Source organism: Pseudonocardia sp. KRD291 (genome assembly GCF_019263595.1).
GTDB lineage: Bacteria > Actinomycetota > Actinomycetes > Mycobacteriales > Pseudonocardiaceae > Pseudonocardia.
The window spans coordinates 12,947-33,690 of record NZ_JADQDD010000016.1 but is presented as its reverse complement, the minus strand read 5'-3'; the positions used below and the strand labels follow the sequence as shown (position 1 = coordinate 33,690).

Here is a 20,744-nt window from a genome sequence, read left to right as displayed (position 1 = left end):
TCGCGTCCTCAGGGTGCAGCATCGGTGCGTGCCCCGTGGGCCGTCCGGTCCGCGTGTCGGGGCCACTCGCCCGGTCGCGGGAGTGGCCCGGGACTTGAGAGTGATCATCGGCGCCGGGCCCGCCGGCCGGATCTGCCCTGGTCACGGCCGGTGCGCGGCCGGACGTTCGAAGAACCCGACACGGATCGGTGTCACCGTGTGTGATCTTCACGAAGGTGATCGGCCACGGCCGCGGGGGGCCGCACGGCCGGCGTCGCTAGGGTCCCCGGACGTGAACCCCTCAGCCGTCGACGGCCCGGTGCGGACCTACGGCGACGAGCTCGCCGTCGTCACCGTCACCTACTCCCCGGGCAGGACCCTGGACGCGTTCCTGGACTCGCTGCCCGCCGCGACCGGCCGTCCGGTACGGGTCGTGCTGGCCGACAACGGTTCCGTCGACGGCGCCCCGGAACGCGCCGCGGAGTCCCGGGAGAACGTGACGCTGCTGCGGATCGGGGAGAACGTCGGCTACGGCGCCGGGGCCAACCGGGGCGTGGCCGAGCTCGGCCCGGAGGTCGGCTGGGTCGTCGTGGCCAACCCGGACCTGGAGTGGGGCCCCGGCTCGATCGACGCCCTGCTCGCCGCCGCCGCGCGGCACCCGCGGGCCGGTGCACTGGGCCCGCTGATCCGCGAGCCCTCCGGTGAGGTCTACCCGTCGGCCCGCGCGCTGCCCTCGCTCGGTGCCGGGGCCGGACACGCGGTGATCGGCGCGGTGTGGCCGGGCAACCCGTTCACCCGCGCCTACCGCCGGGCCGACGACGAGCCGACCGAGCGCACCGCCGGCTGGCTGTCCGGGTCCTGCCTGCTGCTGCGCCGCGCCGCGTTCGACTCGGTCGACGGGTTCGACCCGCGCTACTTCATGTACTTCGAGGACGTCGATCTGGGCGAACGGATCGCCACGGCCGGCTGGCACAACGTCTACGTGCCCTCGGCCGAGGTCGTGCACCTGGGCGGGGTCTCCACCGGCAAGCCGGAGGTGTCGGCGCGGATGCTGGCCGAGCACCACCGCAGCGCCTACCGCTACCTGGCCGACCGGCACCCCGGCCCGCGGTGGGCCCCGCTGCGGGCGGCACTGCGCGCGGGCCTCGAGGTGCGGTCCCGGCTGGCCACACGCTCGGCCGCCTGACACACCCGTCCGGGCGGGTAGGACAATCTGGGCACGAACACGTCACGGCCTGGAGCAGCCGGGCCGCCGGGAGGGGAACCGCGTGCAGGACGTCGAAGCGGTCGTGCTGGTCGGGGGCAAGGGAACGCGGCTACGGCCGCTGACGCTGTCCGCGCCGAAGCCGATGCTGCCCACCGCCGGGGTGCCGTTCCTGGCCCATCTGCTGTCCCGGATCCGGGAGGCCGGCATCCGCCGTGCGGTGCTGGGCACCTCCTACCTGGCCGAGACGTTCGAGAAGCACTTCGGGGACGGCTCCGCGCTCGGCCTGGAGCTGACCTACGTGGTCGAGGACGAGCCACTGGGCACCGGCGGCGGCATCCGCAACGTCGCCGAGCACCTGACCACCGAACACGTGATGATCTTCAACGGTGACGTGCTGGCGGGCACCGACCTGCGCGCGGTCGCCGACACCCACCGCGCGGCCGAGGCGGACGTGACGCTGCACCTGGTGCGGGTGCAGAACCCGCGCGCGTTCGGCTGTGTCCCGACCGACCGCGACGGCCGGGTGACGGAGTTCCTGGAGAAGACCGAGGATCCTCCCACGGACCAGATCAACGCCGGTTGCTACGTGTTCCGCCGCTCGGTGCTCGACACCATCCCGGCCGGTCGTCCGGTGTCGGTGGAACGGGAGACGTTCCCCGGCCTGCTCGAGGCCGGGGCCCGGGTGCAGGGCCACGTCGACGTCGCCTACTGGCGCGACATGGGCACCCCGGCCGATCTGGTGCACGGGTCGGCGGACCTGGTCCGCGGGGTGGCCCCGTCCGCGGCGCTGCCCGGGCCCTCGGGTGAGTACCTGCAGCTCGACGGGGCCGAGGTGGCGCACGACGCGTTCGTGTTCGGCGGCTCGACGGTCGGGGCCGGTGCGAAGGTCGGCTCCGGGGCCAAGATCGAGGGCTCGATGCTGTTCGACGGCGCGGTCGTGGCCGACGGCGCGGTCGTGGAGGACTCGGTGATCGGTGCGGGTGCGGTGGTCGAGGAGGGCGCACACGTGCGCGACGCCGTCGTCGGGGACCGCGCGGTGGTCGGCGCGCACTGCGAGCTGCGGCACGGCATGCGGATCTGGCCGGACGTGGCGCTGCCCCCGCACGGCGTGCGGTTCTCGCCGGACGTCTAGTGGCCGCGGTCGCCCACGGGCCGCCCTCGCCCGGCCCGGTCGAGCGCGAGTGGCTCCCGCCGTTCACCCTCGACCTGTACGGGGTGCTGTCCCCGCTGCGTCGCGGTCGCGGCGACCCGACCTGGCGCACGGTCGCCGACGGCGCCGCGATCTGGCGGGTCTGCACCACGCCCGAGGGTCCGGCGACGCTGGCGATCCGCCGCCGCGCCGACGGCACCGTGCGGGCCACCGGGTGGGGCCCCGGCGCGGCCCGGGAGATCGACGGCCTGCCGTCGCTGCTCGGCGCCGACGACGACCCGTCGGCGTTCACCGCGCACCACCCGCTGGTCGCCGACGCCCGGCGGCGGATGCCCGGCCTGCGGCTGGGCTCGACGCGGCGGGTCTGGGACACCCTGCTGCCCGCGATCCTGGAGCAGAAGGTCACCGGCACCGAGGCGCACCGCTCGTTCCGGGAGCTGTGCCGGCGCTTCGGTGCCCCGGCCCCCGGCCCCGAGGGTGTCGTCCCGGCGGGGATGCGGGTCCCGCCGACCCCCGCCCGGATCCGGGCGGTGCCGGAGTGGGAGTGGCACCGCGCCGGCGTCGACCACGCGCGGCGGCGCGCGATCCTGCACTGCGCCGTCGTCGCGCACCGCCTGGAACGGGCCGCGGAGCTGCGCGGCGAGGAGGGACGGCAGCTGCTGCGCCGGGTCCCGGGCATCGGGGTCTGGACCGCGGCCGAGGTCGCGCAGCGTGCCTGGGGCGACCCGGACGCCGTCAGCTTCGGCGACTTCCACGTCCCGAACACGGTCGGGCACGCCCTTCTCGGGCACGACCTCGACGACGTCGGGATGCTGGAGGTCCTCGCCCCCTACGCCGGGCAGCGCCAGCGCGCCGTGCGCTACATCGAGGCGTCCGGATTCCGGCGCCCGCGGTTCGGGCCGCGCTTGTCCCCGCGCGACTACCGCGACATGTGACCTGCACCGATGCCCTGCACGATGGCCTGCGGGGGATCGACGTAGGGTGCTGCGGGTGAAGGTCACCGTACTGGTCGGCGGGGTCGGCGGGGCCCGCTTCCTGATGGGCGTCAAGTCCGCGCTCGGCCTGCCCCCTGTGGGTGCCGGGCCCGCGGACCACCCGCACTCGGTCGACGCCGTGGTCAACGTCGGCGACGACATCTGGCTGCACGGCCTCCGGGTCTGCCCCGACCTCGACACCTGCATGTACACCCTCGGCGGCGGCATCGACACCGAGAAGGGCTGGGGCCGGTCGGGCGAGACGTGGTCGGTGAGCGAGGAGCTCGCCGCCTACGGCGCCGACCCGCAGTGGTTCGGGCTCGGCGACCGCGACGTCGCCACGCACCTGGTGCGGACCCGGATGCTGCGCGCCGGCTACCCGCTCTCCCAGGTCACCGAGGCCCTGTGTCACCGCTGGGAGCCCGGCGTGCGGCTGCTGCCGGCCACCGACGACCGGGTCGAGACGCACGTGGTGATCGACAACCCGGCGCCCGAGGATCCGGAGGCACCGCCGCAGGTCGCAATCCACTTCCAGGAGTGGTGGATCCGGCACAAGGCCGGCCCGCCCGCGCACCGGTTCGCCTCGGTCGGCGCGGACGCCGCGAACATCCTCCCGGATGCCCGCGCCGCCATCACCGACGCCGACGTCGTGCTCGTCGCGCCGTCCAACCCGGTCGTGTCGATCGGCACGATCATCGCCGTGCCGGGCGTGGCGCAGGCACTGGTCGCGACGCCCGCGAAGATCGTCGGGCTGTCGCCGATCGTCGGCGGGCGTCCGGTCCGCGGGATGGCCGACGCGTGCCTGTCCGCACTCGGTGTGGAGACCAGTGCGCAGGGCGTCGGGCGGCACTACGGCGGGCGCGGCGAGGGCGGCCTGCTCGACGGCTGGCTCGTGCACACCGGTGACACCGCCGAGGTCCCGGGCGCGCAGGTCCGCGAGGTGCCGCTGCTGATGACCGACACCGACGCGACCGCCGAGATGGCGCGACGCGCGTTCGAGCTGGCCGGGGTATCGGTGTGACCGAGCCGCCGGCTCCCGCCCCGCTCGACATCCCCGATCACGCCAGCACCGGCGGGTTGACGATCCTGCCCGTCCCCGGGCTGCCCGAGTTCCGCCCCGGCGACGACCTGGCCGCCGCCCTGGCCGAGGCGGCGCCCTGGCTCGCCGACGGTGACGTCCTCGTCGTCACCAGCAAGATCGTGTCCAAGGTGGAGGACCGTCTGGTCGTCGCGCCGGAGGACCCGGAGGAACGCGACGTCCTGCGCCGCAAGCTGGTCGACTCCGAGACCGAGCGGATCCTGGCCCGGCGGGGCAAGACGCTGATCGTGGCCGGCAAGCTCGGCATCGTGCAGGCCGCGGCCGGCATCGACGGCTCCAACGTGCGCCGCGACGAGTTGGCCCTGCTCCCCGAGAACCCCGACGCCAGCGCGTCGGCCCTGCGCGGGGCGCTGCGCGACCGGCTCGGGATCGACGTCGCGGTCGTCGTCACCGACACCATGGGCCGGACCTGGCGGATCGGGCAGACCGACATGGCGATCGGCTCGTCCGGCGTGCCGGTGCTGCACCGATACGGCGGTGCCGTCGACGCCCAGGGCAACGACCTGCTCGTCACCGAGATCGCCCTGGCCGACGAGCTGGCCGCGGCCGCGGACCTGGTCAAGGGCAAGCTCGGCGGCGTGCCGGTGGCCGTGGTGCGCGGCATGAACCCCGCCGACGACGGCTCCGGCGCGCGCGAGCTGGTCCGCCCGGTCGACGAGGACATGTTCTGGCTCGGGACCGAGGAGGCGATCGGGCGCGGCCGCCGGGAGGCGGTGCTGCTGCGCCGCAGCACCCGCGACTTCGACGCCGGGACCCCGGTCGACCCGGACGCGCTGCGCCGCGCCGTCGGCGTCGCGCTGACCGCGCCGGCTCCGCACCACTCGACGCCGTTCCGCTTCGTCTGGCTGCGCGACCCCGCGCGGCGAGCGGTGTTGCTGGACGCCATGCGCGAACGCTGGACGGCGGACCTGACCGCCGACGGTCGCCCCGCCGACGAGATCGAGCGCCGGCTGGCCCGCGGTGACCTCCTGCGCCGGGCCCCCGAGCTGGTGCTCGCGTTCCGCACCGGCGACGGCACCCACAACTACCCGGACGCGGCCCGCTCGGCCGCCGAGCGGGACATGTTCACCGTCGCCGGGGGAGCGGCCGTGCAGTCGCTGCTGGTCGCGCTCGCCGCGGAGGGCCTGGCGTCGTGCTGGGTCGGGTCGACGATCTTCGCCCCGGACCTCGTCCGGGAGGCGCTCGGCGTCGGCGACGACTGGCAGCCGCTCGGCGCCGTCGCCGTCGGGACGCCGGTGGATCCGCTCGTGCCCCGTCCGGCGCGGGATCCCGGCGACGGGCTGCTGGAGTGGTGACCGCAGAGGTGGCGTCGCCGTGGTAGCCCCGGGCACCGCGGCGGCCGAGCTGTCCGCCTGGCAGCCCGCCGGGGAGGCCCAGCTCGCCCTGCGCGAGGCGCTGCTCGCGTTCCTGGCCGCCCGCCCGGACGACGGCTGCGACCGCTCGTGCGTGCCCGGGCACCTGACCGCGTCGGCACTCGTGCTCGACGCGACCGGCGAGCACACACTGCTGACCCTGCACCCGCGCGTCGGGCGCTGGATCCAGCTCGGTGGGCACTGCGAGACCGGCGACGCGACGCTGCGCGACGCGGCCCTGCGCGAGGCCCGTGAGGAGTCCGGGATCCACGACCTGACGATCTCCGAGCACCCGCTGCACGTCGACGTGCACCCGGTGACGTGCTCGCTCGGAGTCCCGACCCGCCACCTCGACGTCCGGTACATGGTGCGGGCCCCGGCCGGGGCGCAGGCGACGATCAGCGACGAGTCGCTGGACCTGGCCTGGTGGCCCGTGGACGCCCTGCCCACCGACAGCGACACCGTCGCCGCCATGGTCGCCGCTGCCGGCGCATGAGTCAGCGCCAGAAGAACAGGGCGCTGTAGCCGGTCCCGGCGGACAGGGTGTCGCCGCCGACCGCGCCGAACACGCTCAGCGCTCCGGAGAAGAACGCCGAGCCCACGCCCGGCACCACCAGGATCAGCAGGAGCAACACGATCGGGGCCCACGGACGCACCTGCTGGCCCAGCTTCTGCGCTGCGGGTGGCAGGTAGGGCTCCAGCGCGCCGTACCCGTCGAGGCCGGGGATCGGCAGGATGTTCAACACGAACGCGATCACCTGGAACAGGGCCAGCGCGGAGAGCCCGGCCGCGAGCGCGATCGGCATCGGCACGGCGCCGACCAGGACCGTCAGCACGATCCCGAGCGCCAGGTTCATCGCCGGTCCGGCCACCGACATCGCCGAGCGCCAGGCCCGCGACCGGATCGCCCAGTGATTGATCCACACCGCGCCACCGGGCAGCGGGATGCCGCCGATCAGCAGGATGACCAACGGGAGCACGAACGAGTAGCCCACGTCGGTGTAGCGCCGGAAGTCGAGGGTGAGATATCCCTTCGCCGCGACCGAGGTGTCCCCACCCCGGTAGGCGACGATCGCGTGGCCGAACTCGTGCAGGCACAGCGACACGGCCCACCCGCCCAGCACCAGCAACACGATCCCGGTGATCGCCAGCGCCTCCGAGGTCAGGCTCGTGGCGACTACGCAGAGCACGCCGCCGATCACCGCAATGCCGACTAGCAGGAAGAACCAGGGGCTGACGCGACGTGTGAGGGCGGGCATGTACCCAGTCTGCCGAACGCCCTAAACACGTCGCGCCACCCCGTCACTCGTTCGGCAGAGCCGGCTTGCTTTCAGGGAACCTCAGCGCTGTACTTACAGCGGTGTCATTCGCCGGTGCGTTGCGGGGAGGTGGGCGAGTGGACGACGTCGAGCTGTTCATGCGGGGGCTCGGGCCGAGTGGGTCCGTCGGTCCGGCCGTCATGGACGAAGCGGCCCGGGACCAGGACGCGCAGGTGCTGCAGCTGCGCGATCTCCTGGACGACGCGTCGGGGGAGGAGATCCCGGACTGGCAGGAGCGTGCGCTCTGCGCCCAGACCGACCCCGAGGCGTTCTTCCCGGAGAAGGGTGGTTCCACCCGGGAGGCCAAGCGCATCTGCTCCGGTTGCGAGGTCCGGGCCGAGTGCCTGGAGTACGCGCTGGCGCAGGACGAGCGCTTCGGGATCTGGGGCGGGCTGTCCGAGCGGGAACGCCGCCGCCTGCGCCGCGCCGCCGTCTGAGCGGAGCGGGAGAAGAGAATCAGGTCCGGGCCGCCGTGCGGTCCGGACCTCGCCGTATCCGGCGGCGCCGGACGTCGCGGACCGTCCTGCGGGGCGGACGGGCTAGTCGCCGCCGCCGTCGACGGCGTCCGGCTCGATGTTGAGGTACTCGGCGACCTGCTCGACGAGCACCTCGTGCACCAGGTCGGCGAGGTCCTCGCCGTCGCGCGCCCGGGCCTCGAGCGGGCGGCGGTAGAGCACGATCCGGGCCCGCGTCGGCATCCCGGCGTGGTCCACGCCCGCCGGCACGAGATGCGCCAGTGGCACGCCGACGTCGGCCAGCACGCCCGAGCCCCACACGACCTCGTCCGGGGAGGTGTTCTCCACCGCGGGCACGTCGTCCACGGCGAGGTCGAGCTCGGTGAGCTCCGGGCCCCAGCGCGACTCGATCGGTTCGAGTGCCTCGAGCACCTTCGCGTCGAACCGCTCGGCCCTGGTCCGGAACGCCGGCGTGGTCACCGGGAACATCATTCCGCGGAGCCCCCGGCCGCGGCGATCCCGGCGACGAGGGGCACGGCGGAGCACGCGGTGCGCAGTGGACACCGGTCCAGTCTAGAGCGGTCCCCCGCGTGGTGGGTCGGCGCGCGCGGAACCACAGCGAGTCGCAGTGCGGTCCCGCGCCGTGCAGGGACTATCGTCGGGCGCGTGCTGAGTGTGCGGAGATGTTCACGGACGGGCTGCACCGAGCTCGCCGTCGCCACGCTCACCTATGTCTACGCCGACTCCACGGCCGTGGTCGGGCCTCTCGCCACGCAGGCCGAGCCGCACTCCTACGACCTCTGCACCCCGCACGCGCACAACCTGACCGCGCCGCGCGGCTGGGAGGTCGTCCGGTTCGAGGGCGAGTTCGCGCCGCCGCAGCACGCGGCCGAGGACCTCACCGCGCTCGCCGACGCCGTGCGCGAGGCGGGACGGGTGGACCGGCCGGTGGAGATCGTCGCCGGCGCCGGGGCGACCGGCCGGCGCGGGCACCTGCGGGTCCTGCCCACCCCGGCCGACGACCAGTAGCCCTCACCCGCCCGGGGTACGGCTACCGGTAGGGTTCGGCGCCGTGCCTGACCTGTCGGCGATCGTGAAGGCCTACGACATCCGTGGTGTCGTGGGCGAGCAGCTCGACGAGGCCACCGTGCGTGCGCTGGGTGGTGCGATGGCCCGCCTGGTGGCCGAGGACGACCCGGCCCCCCGGGCGGTCGTCGTCGGACGGGACATGCGCGACTCGTCCCCGTCGCTGGCCGCCGCGTTCTCCGAGGGCGTCACCGGGCAGGGTCTCGACGTCGTCGACATCGGCCTGGCCAGCACGGACATGCTCTACTACGCGGCCGGGTCGCTCGACCTGCCCGGCGCGATGTTCACCGCCAGCCACAACCCGGCGAAGTACAACGGGATCAAGCTCTGCCGCGCGGGCGCGACCCCGATCGGGCAGGACACCGGCCTGGTGACGATCCGGGAGGCCTGCGAGCGGGGCGTGCCGCAGGGCGCGGGCGGCGGCTCGGTCGAGAGCCGCGACATGCTCGCCGGTTACGCGGGGTACCTGCGGTCGCTGGTCGACCTGTCCGGGCTGCGCGACCTCACGGTCGTCGTCGACGCGGGCAACGGGATGGGCGGGCACACCGTGCCGACCGTGTTCGAGGGCCTACCGGTGCGCGTGGTCCCGCTGTACTTCGAGCTGGACGGCAACTTCCCGAACCACGAGGCCAACCCGCTGGACCCGGCGAACCTGGTGGACCTGCAGAAGGCCGTCGTGGCCGAGGGGGCCGACCTGGGTCTGGCCTTCGACGGCGACGCCGACCGCTGCTTCGTCGTCGACGAGCGCGGCGAGGCGGTGAGCCCGAGCGCGATCACCGGGCTGGTCGCCGCCCGTGAGCTGGCCCGGGTGGCCTCCGACGGCGAGCGCGACGTCGCGGTGATCCACAACCTGATCACCTCGCGGGCCGTGCCGGAGATCGTCGCCGAGCGCGGCGGGCGCGCGGTGCGCACCCGGGTCGGGCACTCGTTCATCAAGGCGACGATGGCCGAGACCGGCGCCGTGTTCGGCGGCGAGCACTCCGCGCACTACTACTTCCGCGACTTCTGGAAGGCCGACTCCGGGATGCTGGCCGCACTGCACGTGCTGGCCGCCCTGGGCGAGCACCGGGCCGACGACGCGTCGGCGCCGCTGTCGGGCCTGATGGCCGCCTACGAGCGCTACGCGGCCTCCGGCGAGATCAACTCGACGGTGGCCGACCAGGCGGGCCGGGTGGTCGAGATCGAGCGGGTGTTCGGTGCCCGCGACGGCGTCACCCTGGACACCCTGGACGGGCTGACGGTCTCGATGCCGGACGGCTCGTGGTTCAACCTGCGCGCCTCGAACACCGAGCCGCTGCTGCGGCTGAACGTGGAGGCACCCGACGCCGACGCCGTCGCCGCGCTGCGCGACGAGGTCCTGGCCGTCGTCCGGGCGTGAACCCACGCGCGAGTGAGCCCGCCCGGCGGTGCGCCGTGGTGCGCGGGATCCCCGAGCGCGGGTAGACAGGGCCGTACCCGGTCGGCTGCCGCGCGCCCGCGCGTGGCGGTGGCAGCATCGGGTGGAGCAACGAACGAGGAGAACCGTGGCCGTACAGCTCGACCCCCAGCTGCTCGAGATCCTGGCGTGTCCGTGTGACGAGCACGCCCCGCTGCGGGTGGGCAGTCCGGACGACCCGTCGGCGGACGTGCTGACCTGCACCTCGTGCGGGCTCCGCTTCCCGGTGGTGGACGGCATCCCGGTGCTGTTGCTCGAGGAGGCCCTGCCGGCAGGCGGCACGGCCTCCGGGAACCTCGGGTGAGCCCGGTGCTCGACGACACCCTGCTGGCCGATCCCGGAGAGCTGGCCTCGCGCGACACCACCGGTGTGCTGCGCGCCGCCGCGACGGCCGGGGCGCAGGTCCGCTCGACGGTGCACGCCGCCGCCGAGGCGGGGCTCGACGCGCTGCGCGGGCACCGTCCGCGCGCGCTGGTGCTGCTGCGCCGTCCGGGCGTCTCCGGTGCGGTCGCCGACCTGGTGACGGCGCTGCTCGGCCCGCGCTGCCCGGTGCCGGTCGTGCTGGCCGACGCCGTCCCGGGCTGGGTCGGCCCGCTGGACGTGGTCATCGCCCACACCGCATCCGACAGCGACCCCGAGCTCGCCGAGTCCGTCGCCGTGGCCGTGCGCCGGGGCGCCGAGGTGGTGCTCTCCGCGCCGGACACCGGCCCGGTCGCCGCGGCCGGGGCCGGGCGGGCCCGTCTGGTGCAGCCGCGGATCCCGGTGCCCGACGGGCTGGGGTTCGCCCACGTGCTGACCACGATGCTGGTCGCGGTGACCGAGATGGAGCTGCTGGAGCCGTCCCCGGCGGCCGGGCTGGAGGCCCTGGCCGACGCGATGGACGCCGAGGCGGAGCGCTGCCAGCCCGGGTACGAGCCGTTCGTGAACCCGGCGAAGTCGCTGGCCCTGCGGCTGGGCGAGCACACCCCTCTGCTGTGGGGCACCGACCCGGTGGCCACCGCGGTGGCGCGGCACGGCGCGGTCGCGCTGAGCACCCAGGCCGGCGTCGTCGCGCACGCGGCGGACCTGGTCCAGGCCGGTACGGAGAGCGGCCTGTGCCGTGCGGTCGACCTGGGCGAGGCCGGGCACGACGTGTTCCGCGACCCGTTCGACGACCCGGCGGGCGGCGAGGCCCCGCCCCCGCGGCTGGTGCTGCTGGGCACCGGCGAGGAGGACCCGCAGCAGGTCAGCACGCGTCGTCTGGGCCGGGGATGGCCCGGAGCCGATCTCGCGCACCCGATCGAGGAGGTGCCGCGCGGCACCCGGGACGCCCCGCTGCTGCGCGCCGCCGTGCTCGCGGCGCGCTTCGACATCGCCGCGGTGTATCTCGGCCTCGCCACGAACGCGACCGAACGGACCTGAGCCGTGGAACTGTTGGACAACCCGGTGCGGACCTACGCGTGGGGGTCGCGGACGGTGATCGCCGAGCTGCTCGGGCAGCCGGTGCCCTCGCCGCACCCGCAGGCCGAGCTGTGGCTCGGGGCGCACCCGGCCGCCTCGTCGACGGTGCGGCGGGACTCCGGGGACGGCGAACGGCTCAGTGACCTGGTCTCCGCCGACCCGGCCGGGGTGCTCGGCGCCGACCGCGACCGGCGCTGGTCGGGAAAGCTCCCGTTCCTGCTCAAGGTGCTGGCCGCGGAGGAGCCGTTGAGCCTGCAGGCCCATCCCAGCCTGGCCCAGGCCGTCGACGGCTACGCCCGCGAGGACGCCGCCGGGATCGCGGTCGACGCCGCCGACCGCAACTACCGCGACGCCAACCACAAGCCGGAGCTGATCTGCGCGCTCACCGAGTTCGCGGCGCTGGTCGGGTTCCGGGAGCCGGAGCGGACGCTGGAGCTGCTGCGCGCACTCGACGTGCCGGAACTGGCCGGTTACGCCGAGCTGCTGGACGGGCAGCCCTGCCCGGACGGGTTGCGGGCGTTGTTCACCACCTGGATCACCCTGCCGCAGTCGTTGCTGGACACGCTGGTTCCGGCGCTGCAGGACGGCGCGGTGCGCCTGGCGTCGTCGGACACGCCGTTCCGGGACGAGGCCCGGACCCTTCTCGAGCTCTCCGAGCGCTACCCGGGCGACGCAGGGGTGCTCGCCGCGCTGCTGCTCAACCGGGTGACCCTCGCCCCGGGCGAGGCGATGTACCTGCCGGCCGGGAACCTGCACGCCTACCTGTCCGGCGCCGGTATCGAGGTGATGGCGAACTCGGACAACGTGCTGCGCGGTGGGCTGACCCCCAAGCACGTCGACGTCCCGGAGCTCCTGCGGGTGCTGGACTTCGCGGCGCCCCCGCCCCCGGTCCGCTCCGGCGAGCCGGAGGGTGACTGGGTCCGCTACGACACCCCGGCCGAGGAGTTCCTGCTGCGCCGCTGGGAGGTGGGGGAGCGGGCGAAGGTCCCGGTGCCCGGCCGCGGGGCCCGGATCATGCTGTGCACGGCCGGCAGCGCCGTCGCGACGTCGCCGTCGGGCTCGCTGGCCCTGGACCGCGGGGGCGCGGTGTTCCTGGGCGACGCCGACACCGGCGTCGAGATCAGCGCGGGCGAGACCGGCGCGCACGTCTTCCTGGCCGGCGACGGGCTGTAGCCGCTGCGCCCGTCGGGCGTCACCCGGGCCGGTTCGGCGATAGTGTCACCGCGAAATCGGACGACGCGGGGAGATTCGGGTGTCGGCAGGCGGCGGAACCAAGGCGATCATCGCGGCGTTGCTGGCCAACGCCGGCATCGCGGTCGCGAAGTTCATCGGGTACCTGATCACCGGGGCCTCGTCGATGCTGGCCGAGGCGGTGCACTCGGTCGCCGACACGGCGAACCAGGGCCTGCTGCTGCTCGGTGGCAAGCGCGCCCGGCGGGAGGCCACCGAGGAGCACCCGTTCGGCTACGGTCGCGACCGCTACTTCTACTCGTTCGTCGTCGCGCTGATGCTGTTCACGCTCGGGTCGGCGTTCGCGATCTACGAGGGCATTCACAAGCTGGAGGAGCCCGAGCCGCTGACCAGCCCGATCGTCGCGGTCGTCATCCTGCTGGTGGCGATCGTGCTGGAGGGTTTCTCGTTCCGCACCGCGGTCGGCGAGTCGCGCCCGCTCAAGGGCTCGCGGAGCTGGTGGCAGTTCATCCGCCAGTCCAAGGTGCCGGAGCTGCCGGTGGTGCTGCTGGAGGACTTCGGCGCGCTGATCGGCCTGGTGCTCGCCCTCGGCGGCGTCGGCCTGACCGTACTCACCGACGACCCGGTCTGGGACGCGATCGGGACCCTGTGCATCGGCACCCTGCTCGGGATCATCGCGGTCATCCTGGTGGTCGAGATGAAGTCCCTGCTGATCGGCGAGGGCGCGCTGCGTCCGGTGATCGGCCGGATCGTCTCCGAGCTGGAGGCGGGCGACGACGTCGTGCGCTGCATCCACCTCAAGACCCAGTACCTGGGCCCGGAGGAGCTGCTGGTCGCGGCCAAGATCGCGTTCCGTCCGGCGCTGCCGCTGGAGCGCGTCGCGGTCGCGATCGACGAGGCCGAGGCCCGCGTCCGGGCCGCCGTCCCCGAGGCCCGAGTCATCTACCTGGAACCCGACCTGGACCGCACCCCCGTGGGCTGAGCCCGCTCCCGTCGCACGAGCGGAGCTCTGGTCCACCCCGGGCGCACGAGCGGAGCTCTCGTGCACCCCGCTCAGTAGGTGTGCGGCGGGCGATGGTGTTCGAAGATCAGGCTGGTGCGGGTGCCCGCGACGTCGCGGTGCTCGTTCAGGGTCGTGACCAGGTCGCGCAGGGATCCGGTGTCGGCCGTCGCCACACGGAGCAGGTAGTCGTCCTCGCCGGCCAGGAAGTAGACGTCGCGCACCTCGGGCAGCCGTCCCACCCGTTCCACGAACTCGCCGAGACGGCTGCGCGCGTCGGCCTGCAGCCGGACCGAGATCATCGCCTGCAGCGGGTGTCCGGTGGCCGCCGGCTCGACATCGGCGTGGTAGCCGCGGATCACCCCGCTCTCGCGCAGGGCCCGGACCCGGCCCGAGCAGGTCGACGGTGCGATGCCGACCTGCTCGGCCAGGGCGCTGTTCGGGGTGCGGGCGTCGCGTTCGAGCAGCCGCAGCAGGGCGCGGTCGGTGACGTCGAGGGGCGGTCGCACATCCTTCGGATCGACACCTCGTCGCTGCGTGGATCTCGCATCATCGTCGACCAATGCCGGTCTCCTGAGAATTTTCGACGGATCGGTTGGCTCAGACCGAGCATATCTTCATTCTGATAGGGCGGGAGAAGGTCGACGCGTCGCGAGAGTGGGGAGCGGTCATGCGGGTCTCGGTGCCGAAGGAGATCAAGGACAACGAGTTCCGGGTGGCGATCACCCCGGCCGGTGTCCACGAGCTGGTCGAGCGCGGTCACGAGGTCCTCGTCGAGCACGACGCCGGTGCCGGTTCGGCGATCTCCGACGCCGACTTCAAGGCCGCCGGTGCGCAGGTGCTCGGCGACCCGGCCGAGGTCTGGGCCTCGGCCGAGCTGCTGCTCAAGGTCAAGGAGCCGGTCGAGGCCGAGTACGGCTACCAGCGGCCCGACCTGACGCTGTTCACCTACCTGCACCTCGCGGCATCGCGGCCCTGCACCGACGCGCTGCTCGCCGGCGGCACCACCGCGATCGCCTACGAGACCGTGCGCACCGCGGACGGGCGTCTGCCGCTGCTGGCGCCGATGAGCGAGGTCGCCGGTCGGCTGGCCCCGCAGGCCGGCGCCTACCATCTGATGCGCAACGCCGGTGGGCGCGGGGTGCTGATGGGCGGGGTGCCCGGGACGCCGGGGGCCGACGTCGTCGTGCTGGGTGCCGGGGTCGCGGGACAGAACGCCGTCGCGATCGCGGCCGGGATGGCGGCCCAGGTCACGGTGCTCGACATCGACGTGGACAAGCTGCGGGCGATCGACGACCGCTACGCGGGCCGGGTCCGGACCGTCTACTCCACGACGCTCGCGGTGCGCGAGGCCGTCGAGCAGGCCGACCTGGTGGTCGGCGCCGTCCTGGTACCCGGTGCGAAGGCGCCGACGCTGGTCGGCAACGACCTGGTGGCGCGGATGCGCCCGGGCGCGGTGCTCGTCGACGTCGCGATCGACCAGGGCGGGTGCTTCGCCGACTCGCGCCCGACCACGCACGCCGACCCGACCTACCGGGTGCACGACACGGTCTTCTACTGCGTGGCCAACATGCCCGGCGCCGTACCGCACACCTCCACCCGTGCCCTGACCAACGCGACGCTGCCCTACGTGCTGCGCCTGGCCGACGCCGGCTGGCGCGACGCCCTGGCCGCCGACCCGGCCCTGGCGCACGGCCTCAACGCGCACCGCGGGGAGTTGTACTCGGCCGAGGTGGGCGCGGCGCACGGCCTGCCGCACACCGGGACCGCGACCACGGAGGGCTGAGAACGCGGTCCCGCGAGACCGAAACCTTATCGTTGGCTCAGTTCCGGCTCTGTGTCCTTCCGCACCGCCGGCGGGGGCCGTAGGTTTCCGAGCCATGACGGACACGCGCCGCAACAGCGGCATCTTCCGCACCAAGTCGGTGGAGCAGGCGATCCGGGACACCGAAGAACCGGAGTTCCAGCTCAAGAAAGCTCTCGGCCCGGTCCAGCTGACGGTGATGGGCATCGGTGTGCTCATCGGCACCGGCGTGTTCGTCCTGGCCGGTGAGGCCGCCGCCCTGTACTCGGGGCCCGCGGTCTCGCTGTCGTTCCTGATCAGCGGCGTGGTGTGTGCGCTCGCGGCGCTCTGCTACGCCGAGTTCGCCTCGACGGTCCCGGTCGCCGGTAGCGCCTACACGTTCTCCTACGCCTCGATGGGCGAGATCGTGGCCTGGATGATCGGCTGGGACCTGATCCTGGAGTTCACCCTGGGCGCCGCGACGGTGGCCAAGGGCTGGAGCGGCTACTTCGACAGCGTGCTGGGCAGCCTCGGGGTCACCGTCCCGGAGGCGATCTCCGGCGGTCCCGGCAGCGGCGGCATCATCGACCTGCCGGCGGTGTTCGTCTCGCTGCTGATGATGGTCGTCCTGATCATCGGGATCCGGCTCAGTGCCTGGGTGAACGCCACCATCACCTCGCTCAAGCTGCTGATCGTCGCGGCCATCATCGTGATCGGTGCGTTCTACGTGTCCGGGTCGAACTGGACGCCGTTCATCCCGCCGTCGCAGCCCGCCGACTACAGCACCGACGCCGGCGTGCCGCTGCTGCTGCAGATCTTCGGCATCGACACCGGGTTCGGGCTCACCGGCGTGTTCACCGGCGCGGCGATCGTGTTCTTCGCCTACCTCGGCTTCGACATCGTGGCGACGCTGTCCGAGGAGGTGAAGAACCCGCAGAAGACGATGCCGATCGGCATCCTGGCGTCGCTGACGATCGCCACCGTGCTCTACATCGTCGTCTCGCTGATCTACACCGGGATCCTGCCCTACGACCAGCTCGGCGTGGAGGCGCCCGCGGCCGCGGCGATGGCGGCCACCGGCATCCCGGCGGCCGAGCTCATCATCTCGTTCGGCATCCTGATCGGGCTCACCGTGGTGATCATGACGCTGATGCTGGGCCAGACCCGGGTCGCGTTCGCGATGAGCCGCGACCACCTGCTCCCGCCGGGACTGGCGAAGGTGCACCCGAAGTTCCGTACGCCCTACCGGCTCACGATCATCACCGGTGTGGTGGCCGCGGTGCTGGGTGGCTTCCTGGAGCTGACCGAGCTCAGCGCGCTGGTCAACATCGGCACGCTGGCCGCGTTCGTGCTCGTCTCGATCGGCGTGATCGTGCTGCGCCGTACCCGGCCGGACCTGCCCCGGGCGTTCCGGACCCCGTTCGTCCCGGTCCTGCCGATCGTCTCGGCGATCCTGTGCTTCGGGGTGGCCCTGTTCCTGCCCGCAGGCACCTGGATCCGGTTCATCGTCTGGATGCTGATCGGCGCCGTCGTCTACTACTTCTACGGTCGCCACCGCAGCCGTCTGGTGACCGGCGAGTCGGCCGGTGGCGTGGTCGGCGGCAGCGGTCAGACCACCGCGCGCCACCGCAGCGACGACACCGACGGCTGAGCAGCACCTCCGACGACGACAGGGCCCGGCGGGAGATCCGCCGGGCCCTGTCGTCGTGTGCTCTCAGCCGCCGTCGGGTGCGGCGACCTGGTAGCCGCCGAACTTCTCGCGCAGGGTCTTCTTGGAGAACTTGCCGACGCTGGTCTTGGGGACCTCGTCGATGAACTCCACGGCGTCGGGCAGCCACCACTTCGCGACCCGGGGCTCGAGGAAGTCCAGGATGTCCTGCGCGGTGACGCTGTGACCCTCCTTGACCACCACGCAGGCGATCGGGCGCTCCACCCACTTCTCGTGCGGGATCGCGATCACCGCGGCCTCGGCGACGGCCGGGTGCGCCATGATCTCGTTCTCCAGCTCCACCGAGCTGATCCACTCTCCGCCGGACTTCACCAGGTCCTTCGTGCGGTCCACCAGCCGGAACGAGCCGTACCGGTCGACCGTGGCGACGTCGCCGGTGCGCAGCCAGCCGTCGGCGGTGTACTGCTCGCCGCCGCCCTCGCCGCGGTAGTACTCCTTCGCGATCCACGGCCCGGCGGCCTGGATCTCGCCGGTCGCGGTGTCGTCCCAGGGCTGCTCCTGCCCGGTCTCCGGATCGGCGATGCGCAGCTCCACCAGCGGCGACGGGAAGCCCTGCCGTGCACGGGCGTCGGCCGTGGCGTCGTCGGACCAGTCGTCCATGTGCGAGTTGATCGACGAGACGGTCGCGATCGGCGAGGTCTCGGTCATGCCCCACGCCTGCAGCATCGGGACGCCGAGCTTCTCCCGGTAGGCCTCGGACAGCGACCTCGGGACCGCCGACCCGCCGCAGAGCACGGAGCGGATCGACGAGAGGTCGGTTCCCTCCGGGAAGGGCCCGTCCAGCAGCGGGATCATTCCCATCCAGATCGTCGGCACGCCGCCGGTGACGGTCACCCTGTGCTCGGCGAGCAGGTCCACGATCGCCTGCGGGGTCATGTTCGGGCCGGGGAACACGACGTCGGCCCCGGCCAGCAGGCAGCCGTAGGGCAGGCCCCAGGCGTTCGCGTGGAACATCGGCACCACCGGCAGCACCACGTCGCGCTCGGAGAGCCCGATCCCGTCGGTGACCAGCGTGATCAGCGAGTGCAGCAGCGCCGAGCGGTGGCTGTAGACCACGCCCTTCGGGTTCCCGGTGGTCCCGGACGTGTAGCACATGGCGGCGGCGCGGTTCTCGTCGTCGACGGAGAAACGCCCGGTGAACGGCTCGGCCGCGGCGAGGAGCTCCTCGTAGTCGTGGATCCGGGGGTCGTCCGGGATCTCGGCGGTGGCGCCGTCGTCGATCACGATGAAGTGCCGGACGGTCTCCATCTTCGCCACGTTCGGCCACAGCAGCGGCAGCAGCGAACGGTCGACGAACACGACCTCGTCCTCGGCGTGGTTGGCGATGTAGACGAGCTGCTCGGGGAAGAGCCGGATGTTGAGCGTGTGCAGCACCCGCCCGGTGCACGGTGCGGCGAGGTAGAGCTCGAGGTGGCGCGAGGTGTTCCAGCAGAACGTCGCGACGCGGCCCTCGGCGCCCACCCCGAGCGTGTCGAGCACGGTGGCCAGCCGGCGTACCCGGACCGCCCAGTCGGCGATCGTGATCGTGTCCTGACCGGTCGCGGTGGCGGTCACGATCTTCTTGTGCCCGAACAGCTGCTCGGCGCGGTGGAAGACGTGGGGCAGCGTGAGCGGCCGGTCCTGCATGAGGCCCAGCATGGGAGTACCTCCGAGCGAAGCGTGCGTGGCGAGGGTCGAGACCGGAGCGGGTCCACGACGTGTCGTGGATCACCGCGAAACTACCGTCTCGGGGCCCCGGAATCACCGCCCGAATCGCCCAGTTTGCGGCTCCCGGGCCTCCGTTGCGCTCCCGAGGCACCCGGGTGTGTCGCAGAACTGGCCGGCTCGGCTACTCACGGCGACGGCCCGGCGGCAGTACGCTCGCTGCCCATGACCGATCCGCGTCCGGCCGACCCGAGCGCCCCCGCGGTGTGCGTGGACGTCGGCTCGTGCTGGACGAAGGCCGTGCTGGTGCACCCGGACGGCTCCCTGGCCGGTTCCGCCGAACACCCGACGACCGCCGAGGACGTCCTGGCCGGCGTCGACGCCGCGGTGGCCGGGGCCGCCGCGGCGTCCGGGCGACCCGGGGCGCCCGCGCCGGAGGTGCTGGCCTGCTCGTCGGCAGGCGGCTCGCTGCGCCTGGCGGTGGTCGGGGTGGAGCGCCTGGCCGCGGTCGAGGCCGCGCACCAGGTCTGCCGTTCGGCCGGGGCGCGGGTCGTGCACGTGCACGCCGGACCGCTGGAGGGCGGCGCGGTGCGCGAGCTGCGCAGCAACCGCCCGGGCGTCGTGCTGCTCCTCGGCGGCTCGGACGGCGACGACCCCGAGGTGCTGCTGCACAACGCGAGCCGCCTGGCCCGGGCCCGGGGCCGCTACCCGGTCGTGCTGGCCGGCAACGCCGAGGCCCGCGACGACGCGCTGGGCCTGCTGCGCTCCACCGGTCGCACCGTCACCGCCTGCCCCAACGTGGCCCCGCGACCCGGCGAGATCGCCCCGGACGCGGCCCGCGCGGCGGTCGCCGAGCTGTACTCGAACCACGTGCTGGGCCTCGCCGTCGGTCCGGGCGGGCCCCGGTTCCGGCGGCTGGTGAGCACCCGTACCCCGGTCGCCGTCGGCGACGGTGTCGTGGCTCTGGCCCGTGCGGCCGGGACCCGGGTGGTCGTGGTCGACGTCGGGTCGGCCACCACCGACGTGCACTCCGCGGGGCCCTACGACGCGGTCGCGCTGGCGACCGTGGAGGGCGACCTCGGCGTGCGCTCGAGCGCCACCGGGGTGCTCGTGGAGGCCCAGACCGAGGGGGTGGTCGACCCGGTGGAGGCCGACCTGCTCGCCCCGTCGGTCGAGGCACTGGCCGCGTCCGGGCCGTCGGCGCCCGCGGACCGCGGCAGCGCGGCCGAGGACCGGCGCCTGGCCGCGCTCGCGTCGGTGGTGGCGCTGCGCAGGCACCTGCGCAGGCGGGACGCCGACGCCGGCTCCGGCAGCGGAAGGCCCTCCGGCGGGGGCTCCGGCGGGGGTGAGATCGGTCTCGTCGTGCTCACCGGCGGGGTGTTCCGTCAGCGCGATGCGGCGGGGCTGGCCGCCGTCGCCGAGACGGTCCGGCACGACCCGGTGCTGATGGGCCCGCTGGCCGGGGTACCGGTCCGGGTCGACAGCGGGTCCGTGCTGGCCCCGGCGGGGTTGCTGGCAGCACACGGGCGGGCCCCGGCGGCCGAGACGCTCCTGCGCGACCACCTGCTGGACTGAGCCCCGGCCCCGGTTGACAGCACCCGGCGCGTCTCGCGATCCTGGAGTGGCAATCGCGTAGTCGACGGTCGAGAGGCGCTGCAGCGGGCATCAGGTCCGCCACGCTCGACCGATGGCCATTGCACAAGGGCGCCTGACTCGAAGGAGGAGGCTGCCCTGTTCGTCCCGGGACCGTCGCCGGAGGCGATGACGGACGTGCGGCACCGCCGCGCGGACCCGCTCGCCGCGACGCTCTCCCGATCGATGTCCCGGCCGGCCGGTCCGCACCGGCCGCCGCCGCGGAACCAGGTACCGCCCCGGGGCACGCCCCCGGAGAGCGGGCCCGC

Annotated in this window: 20 protein-coding genes and 1 riboswitch; of the genes, 16 read left to right on the top strand and 4 right to left on the bottom strand. The window is 73.7% G+C overall.

The genetic code is table 11. The features are described 5' to 3' along the window. The first annotated feature begins 271 nt into the window (after nt 1-271). The 6 genes from I4I78_RS04575 to I4I78_RS04550 all read left to right on the top strand — a co-directional run bounded on the left by I4I78_RS04575 (nt 272) and on the right by I4I78_RS04550 (nt 6,257). Complete coding sequence (locus tag I4I78_RS04575; protein ID WP_308251896.1) at nt 272-1,165, top strand: glycosyltransferase family 2 protein; 894 nt, start codon at nt 272-274, stop codon at nt 1,163-1,165. Nucleotides 1,166-1,247: 82 nt separating this feature from the next. Beyond that, nucleotides 1,248-2,318: a sugar phosphate nucleotidyltransferase gene (locus I4I78_RS04570; RefSeq protein WP_218609910.1), complete on the top strand. Its 1,071-nt coding sequence runs from the start codon at nt 1,248-1,250 to the stop codon at nt 2,316-2,318. Beyond that, complete coding sequence (locus tag I4I78_RS04565) at nt 2,318-3,271, top strand: DNA-3-methyladenine glycosylase (RefSeq protein ID WP_218609909.1); 954 nt, start codon at nt 2,318-2,320, stop codon at nt 3,269-3,271. Before I4I78_RS04570 ends, I4I78_RS04565 begins: the two co-directional genes overlap by 1 nt. A gap of 55 nt (nt 3,272-3,326) precedes the next feature. Further along, nucleotides 3,327-4,331: a 2-phospho-L-lactate transferase gene (cofD, locus tag I4I78_RS04560; RefSeq protein WP_218609908.1), complete on the top strand. Its 1,005-nt coding sequence runs from the start codon at nt 3,327-3,329 to the stop codon at nt 4,329-4,331. Beyond that, a complete protein-coding gene (locus I4I78_RS04555) occupies nt 4,328-5,704 on the top strand; it encodes a coenzyme F420-0:L-glutamate ligase (protein ID WP_374225835.1) in 1,377 nt (458 codons plus the stop codon). The genes cofD and I4I78_RS04555 overlap by 4 nt, the downstream gene beginning before the upstream one ends. A gap of 19 nt (nt 5,705-5,723) precedes the next feature. Next, nucleotides 5,724-6,257, top strand: a complete 534-nt coding sequence (locus I4I78_RS04550) for an NUDIX hydrolase (protein WP_218609907.1) — start codon at nt 5,724-5,726, stop codon at nt 6,255-6,257. Between the two features lies 1 nt (nt 6,258). On the opposite strand, the gene I4I78_RS04545 is transcribed toward I4I78_RS04550, so the two are convergent. Next, on the bottom strand, nt 6,259-7,020 hold the full coding sequence (locus I4I78_RS04545; protein ID WP_218609906.1) for a site-2 protease family protein: 762 nt from the start codon (nt 7,018-7,020) through the stop codon (nt 6,259-6,261). A gap of 200 nt (nt 7,021-7,220) precedes the next feature. Here I4I78_RS04545 and I4I78_RS04540 point away from each other — a divergent pair, with 200 nt between their 5' ends. Next, complete coding sequence (locus I4I78_RS04540) at nt 7,221-7,517, top strand: WhiB family transcriptional regulator (protein ID WP_226379093.1); 297 nt, start codon at nt 7,221-7,223, stop codon at nt 7,515-7,517. Nucleotides 7,518-7,619: 102 nt separating this feature from the next. Here I4I78_RS04540 and I4I78_RS04535 read toward each other — a convergent pair whose 3' ends face one another. After that, nucleotides 7,620-8,099 carry a metallopeptidase family protein gene (locus I4I78_RS04535; protein ID WP_374225834.1) on the bottom strand — a complete coding sequence of 160 codons (480 nt, stop codon included), beginning with the start codon at nt 8,097-8,099 and terminating at the stop codon, nt 7,620-7,622. A 111-nt stretch (nt 8,100-8,210) separates the two neighbouring features. Here I4I78_RS04535 and I4I78_RS04530 point away from each other — a divergent pair, with 111 nt between their 5' ends. The 6 genes from I4I78_RS04530 (at nt 8,211) to I4I78_RS04505 (ending at nt 13,669) form a co-directional block, all read left to right on the top strand. Then, nucleotides 8,211-8,564, top strand: a complete 354-nt coding sequence (locus I4I78_RS04530) for a DUF3499 domain-containing protein (protein WP_218609917.1) — start codon at nt 8,211-8,213, stop codon at nt 8,562-8,564. Between the two features lie 43 nt (nt 8,565-8,607). Further along, complete coding sequence (locus I4I78_RS04525; protein WP_218609905.1) at nt 8,608-9,999, top strand: phosphomannomutase/phosphoglucomutase; 1,392 nt, start codon at nt 8,608-8,610, stop codon at nt 9,997-9,999. Nucleotides 10,000-10,144: 145 nt separating this feature from the next. Then, complete coding sequence (locus I4I78_RS04520) at nt 10,145-10,360, top strand: Trm112 family protein (RefSeq protein ID WP_218609904.1); 216 nt, start codon at nt 10,145-10,147, stop codon at nt 10,358-10,360. 5 nt (nt 10,361-10,365) lie between these two features. Continuing rightward, nucleotides 10,366-11,457 (top strand): SIS domain-containing protein, encoded by a 1,092-nt coding sequence (locus I4I78_RS04515; RefSeq protein WP_218609903.1) that lies wholly within the window; start codon nt 10,366-10,368, stop codon nt 11,455-11,457. A 3-nt stretch (nt 11,458-11,460) separates the two neighbouring features. Beyond that, complete coding sequence (gene manA, locus I4I78_RS04510) at nt 11,461-12,669, top strand: mannose-6-phosphate isomerase, class I (protein WP_218609902.1); 1,209 nt, start codon at nt 11,461-11,463, stop codon at nt 12,667-12,669. 79 nt (nt 12,670-12,748) lie between these two features. Next, nucleotides 12,749-13,669, top strand: a complete 921-nt coding sequence (locus tag I4I78_RS04505) for a cation diffusion facilitator family transporter (RefSeq protein WP_218609901.1) — start codon at nt 12,749-12,751, stop codon at nt 13,667-13,669. Nucleotides 13,670-13,740: 71 nt separating this feature from the next. On the opposite strand, the gene I4I78_RS04500 is transcribed toward I4I78_RS04505, so the two are convergent. Beyond that, on the bottom strand, nt 13,741-14,196 hold the full coding sequence (locus I4I78_RS04500) for an Lrp/AsnC family transcriptional regulator (RefSeq protein WP_308251895.1): 456 nt from the start codon (nt 14,194-14,196) through the stop codon (nt 13,741-13,743). 161 nt (nt 14,197-14,357) lie between these two features. Here I4I78_RS04500 and ald point away from each other — a divergent pair, with 161 nt between their 5' ends. Next, the gene (ald, locus tag I4I78_RS04495; protein ID WP_218609899.1) at nt 14,358-15,473 is read left to right on the top strand and encodes an alanine dehydrogenase; all 1,116 of its coding nucleotides are present in this window, start codon (nt 14,358-14,360) and stop codon (nt 15,471-15,473) included. A 94-nt stretch (nt 15,474-15,567) separates the two neighbouring features. Continuing rightward, complete coding sequence (locus tag I4I78_RS04490; protein WP_218609898.1) at nt 15,568-17,121, top strand: amino acid permease; 1,554 nt, start codon at nt 15,568-15,570, stop codon at nt 17,119-17,121. A 63-nt stretch (nt 17,122-17,184) separates the two neighbouring features. Here I4I78_RS04490 and I4I78_RS04485 read toward each other — a convergent pair whose 3' ends face one another. After that, nucleotides 17,185-18,837 (bottom strand): long-chain fatty acid--CoA ligase, encoded by a 1,653-nt coding sequence (locus I4I78_RS04485; protein WP_218609897.1) that lies wholly within the window; start codon nt 18,835-18,837, stop codon nt 17,185-17,187. Between the two features lie 231 nt (nt 18,838-19,068). On the opposite strand from I4I78_RS04485, the gene I4I78_RS04480 reads away from it, so the two are divergent. Beyond that, the gene (locus tag I4I78_RS04480) at nt 19,069-20,418 is read left to right on the top strand and encodes a glutamate mutase L (RefSeq protein WP_218609896.1); all 1,350 of its coding nucleotides are present in this window, start codon (nt 19,069-19,071) and stop codon (nt 20,416-20,418) included. A 64-nt stretch (nt 20,419-20,482) separates the two neighbouring features. Continuing rightward, a riboswitch (S-adenosyl-L-homocysteine riboswitch) is annotated at nt 20,483-20,560 on the top strand. Nucleotides 20,561-20,744 lie beyond the last annotated feature (184 nt).